The sequence below is a fragment of the Amycolatopsis sp. NPDC006125 genome (assembly GCF_040614195.1).
GTDB classification, from domain to species: domain Bacteria; phylum Actinomycetota; class Actinomycetes; order Mycobacteriales; family Pseudonocardiaceae; genus Amycolatopsis_E; species Amycolatopsis_E tucumanensis.
Map to the genome: position 1 here is coordinate 40,190 of NZ_JBEXTZ010000076.1, position 3,798 is coordinate 43,987.

Annotated in this window: 3 protein-coding genes; 1 reads left to right on the forward strand and 2 read right to left on the reverse strand. The window is 72.9% G+C overall.

Translation table 11 applies throughout. The annotated features are described in order from the left end of the window. Positions 1-70: 70 nt before the first annotated feature. On the reverse strand, positions 71-1,846 hold the full coding sequence (locus tag ABZ193_RS31095) for a DUF6779 domain-containing protein (protein ID WP_354712457.1): 1,776 nt from the start codon (positions 1,844-1,846) through the stop codon (positions 71-73). A gap of 69 nt (positions 1,847-1,915) precedes the next feature. After that, positions 1,916-2,377, reverse strand: a complete 462-nt coding sequence (locus tag ABZ193_RS31100) for a DUF3180 domain-containing protein (RefSeq protein WP_020422640.1) — start codon at positions 2,375-2,377, stop codon at positions 1,916-1,918. Positions 2,378-2,438: 61 nt separating this feature from the next. Here ABZ193_RS31100 and ABZ193_RS31105 point away from each other — a divergent pair, with 61 nt between their 5' ends. Then, the gene (locus ABZ193_RS31105; protein ID WP_020422641.1) at positions 2,439-3,368 is read left to right on the forward strand and encodes a MerR family transcriptional regulator; all 930 of its coding nucleotides are present in this window, start codon (positions 2,439-2,441) and stop codon (positions 3,366-3,368) included. The last annotated feature ends 430 nt before the right edge of the window (positions 3,369-3,798 follow it).

Below are 3,798 nucleotides of genomic sequence, written 5' to 3' on the forward strand. Positions count from 1 at the left end.
CGCGAAATCGCGGTGGGTCGGGCCGGCAGCGCCGCGAGATCGCCGTGTTCCCGGTGATCCCGGAAGGTGGTCAGTCCTCGGCGCGGCGGCGGCGCCGGGGCGTTGCCGTTTTGCCGTTCGCTGCCAGGAGTTCGCTCACCGAGCGGCCCGCGGAGTGGGAACCGGCGTCCTCCTCCACCGCGGCGCGGCGGCCGCGGGGGGTTTCCGGCTCGGGCTTGGCCCGGCGGCCGGTGCTCGCCCAGGTGGCGGCTTCGTCGTCGGGGCGGTGGCGGCGGCCCGTCGGCGTCTCGTCGGCCGCCCGGTGGCCCGTCGCTTCGGCGCTGCGGCGGCCCGAGGGCGTCTCAGCAGCCGCGCGGTGACCAGTCGTTTCGGCGCTGCGGCGGCCCGTGGACGTCTCGTCGGCCGCCCGATGCCCCGTTGCCTCAGCACCGCGGCGGCCACTGGGCGTCTCGTCGGCTGCCCGGTGACCCGTCGCTTCGGCGCTGCGGCGGCCCGAGATCGCGGCGGCGGAACGGTACCCGCTCGACTCGGCCGAGCGGCGTCCGGCGACGGCGGCGCTCGCGCTCGATCGGCGTGCCGGGGCCTCCGCCTCCTCGGCCACCGAAAGCCGCGGCAGCGCCTCGGCCTCCGGGGCCCGCTCCGAGCCTCGACGGCCGTCAGCCTCCGTCCGCAGGCTCGCCGGAACGTCGGCGTCCGACCGCAACCCGGGCGGCGCCTCGTCGGCGTCCGGCACCCGCGGCGCCTCGTCGGGGCGGCGACGACGGCCGGCGGGGGCCTCGTCCTCCTCCGCGCGGCGGCGACGGCCACCCGGCCTGCCCTGCTGCGCCAGCCGCCGGACCTCGACCGGCAACGTCTCGTTGACCACGGGGTGGTCCTCGGGCACCACCGGCGACGGCTCCGGCTGCACGGGCCGCGTCACGCGGGTCGGGAACGCCGCCGACAAATCGGTCGCCGAACGCTCGGCTCGCGGCGTCCAGTCCGGGTCGACGGGCTTGGCGACCTGCGTCGGCTGCTCCACCCGCTGCGGTTCACGCTTCACCGGCGTCGTCGCGGCGGGCGGACGTACCCGGTCAGGACGGCTCGGCGCGGGACGGCTCGGCTCGACGGGACGGGCCTGCGGGCGTTCCGGCTTCTTCGCCGCCGGCTGCACGCGCGTGCGGTCGGGGTCGACGGGCTCGGCGTTCGCGACCCGGCGGACGGGGAGGTCCATCGACACCTCGGGCCGCCGCGGCTCGGGCGCGCTCGGGCGGCCGCCCGCGCGCACCGGCTCCTTCTCCCGCACCCGCTCGATGAACTCGGTCGGCCGGTCGGTGATCTCCCGCTTCTTCGCCGCGGTGATCTGCGGGGGCTGGCTCGGGCCGGACTCGACGACCCGCTGTTCCTCGCGCAGCGCGCGCATCCGGGTCGCCTGCGCGGTCAGCGCGACGCGCTCCAGCAGCACCTCGCCGCCGAACAGGCTCTGCAGGTTGTCCCGCAGGGAAGCGATTTCCGTGCGCAGCGCGTCCAGTTCGCTGCGGGACTCGGACTCGACCCGTTGCCGCGTCTCGGCTTCGACCTCCAGCTCGAACTCGCGCCGCGCGGCGATCTCGCGTTCGAGCTCCAGCTCGTAGACCTCCTGCGCCTGCGCGACGGCCTCTTCGGTGTTCGTCGCCTGGCGGCGGTAGCGCACGGCGAGGAACGCGCCGATCAGTGCCGCCCACAACGCGGCGACGATCCCCAGCCGCAGGTAGCGAATGTCGTCGGCGACCACCAGCGGAATCGTGGCGCCGACCGCGAGGACCAGGCCGATGAGAAACCACGGCCTGCCCACGACGCGGCCGCGCGTCTCGTCACCCTCGCCAGTCATGACCAACACCGTACCCGCTAGTTATGCGTCTGAGACCTAGTTGGTACTTCGAGCGGTCGGTTCTCATCGTTAACCGGTCGGGTGATGATCGGGATCACTTTCGTCGTCTTCGGGCGTGCGGCAGCAGTGCTCGAGCCAGAGCGCCGCGGCGATCAACGCGACCGCGCACACCGCCCCGATCGCGACGCTGCGGAGGTCGCTCGACGCCGCGGCCAGCTCCGACGCCCGCGGGATCAACGCGCCGGCGATCCCAGCCCACGCGCCGAGCATGATCGCGCCGAGCAGTGAGGAAGCCTTCGCGAGCGCGACGGTGCGCGCCGCCGAGACCGCGTTGACGAGCCGGCCGGACCGGACGCGCGACCGCATCACGAAGGCCAGTGCGACGTCGATCACCGCGAGCACGAACAGCGTGAGGCCGACCGGGCGCGGCACGCGGGGCAGGTCGCCGTAGGCGAACCTGAACAGCAGGTACGCGGCGACGAGCCCGACCAGCCCGGCGATCACCAGCTCTCGGGGCCGGGTGAAGTGCATACGGCCACGGTACCCAGGTGATCGTGGCACAGTTGACTCTCCACCGGCTGGAGGGTTGAGCATGGGACGCGCGGACGGGACGTTCACCATCGGCGAGTTGAGCCGTCGGACCGGGTTGCCGGTCAAGACCATCCGGTTCTACTCCGACGAGGGGCTGCTCCCGCCCGCCGACCGCACCAGTTCCGGCTACCGGCTCTACGACGTGACGGCGATGGCCCGGCTCGAACTGATCAAGACGCTGCGCGAACTCGGCCTCGGGCTGACCGATGTGTCCGCGGTGCTCGCGCGGGAGACGAGCGTCCCCCGCCTCGCCCGGCGGCACATCGACGCGCTGGACGAGCAGATCCGCAGGCTGCGGTTGCGGCGCGCGGTTCTGCGTGCGGTCGTGAAACGCGAATCCGAGCTGGAGGAAGTGAAGCTGATGAACAGGCTGGCGGCGATGTCCGACGAAGAGCGGGCCCGCCTGCTCGACGAGTTCTGGCAGGAGGTGACCGAGGGCCTGCCGGTCGACGCGGAGTTCTACGAGCGGATGCGCTCGGCGAAACCGGAGCTGCCCGACGACCCGTCGCCCGAGCAGCTGGAGGCGTGGATCGAGTTCGCCGAGCTCATCCAGGACCCCGAGTTCCGCGCGGTGACCCGGCGGATGAGCGAACGGCACGCCGAGGACCTGCGGGCGGGCCAGGCGACCGTGCCGGCGCAGGAGGATTGGATCGGCTGGAGCGAGCGGGCGCAGAAGGCGCTGGACGCCGGCCTGGCCCCGGATTCACCGGAGGGACGCGAACTGGCCGACGACATCGCGCGGACGTGGGCGCCGGAGGGGCAGGACCCCGCGGACCCGGCGTTCCGCGCCTCGGTGGCCGACCGGATCGCCGTCGGGACCGACCACAGGGCCGAACGGTACTGGCAGCTGATGGCGATCATGAACGGGTGGCCGGAGGTGCCGACGCGCGTGCCGGCGGTGGAGTGGCTGACGGCTGCTTTGCGGGGCTGATCGCCGAGGTTGCCTCCCGCCCCGCAACAGCGAGCCGGCAACGAAAGCGAGCCGACCACCCCAACCAGACCTCCCCCGCCCCCGATCCACAGCCGATCTTTAGTCGCCGATCAGCGGGGTCAAGGCACGCTTTCCCGCCTTGACGCCGTTGCTCGGCGACTGAAACACAATCAGGCATCGGGGGCGGGGGTGGTCGGAAGGTGACCATTTGGCGCCGTCAGGTGCTTTTCGCGCGCGAAGGCGCGGCTTTAAAGATCAAAAGAGTCCTCGCCGGACGGGCAGGCTCCGGGATGACCAGGGGACCGTTGTCGTCTCACCTCGGGCGGGTGGTCGCCGGGTGGTCATCCCGTCGCCTTCCGGTTTGTGCATATCACCTTGAGCCAGGGCCGCAAGGTTGGCATGTTCGGCTGCCGGTTGGCGGCCTGGGTTG

Coding starts and splice junctions, on each gene's coding strand:
- ABZ193_RS31095 (WP_354712457.1), bottom strand. CDS start 1,846: ATGACTGGCGAGGGTGACGAGACGCGCGGCCGCGTCGTGGGCAGGCCG.
- ABZ193_RS31100 (WP_020422640.1), bottom strand. CDS start 2,377: ATGCACTTCACCCGGCCCCGAGAGCTGGTGATCGCCGGGCTGGTCGGG.
- ABZ193_RS31105 (WP_020422641.1), top strand. CDS start 2,439: ATGGGACGCGCGGACGGGACGTTCACCATCGGCGAGTTGAGCCGTCGG.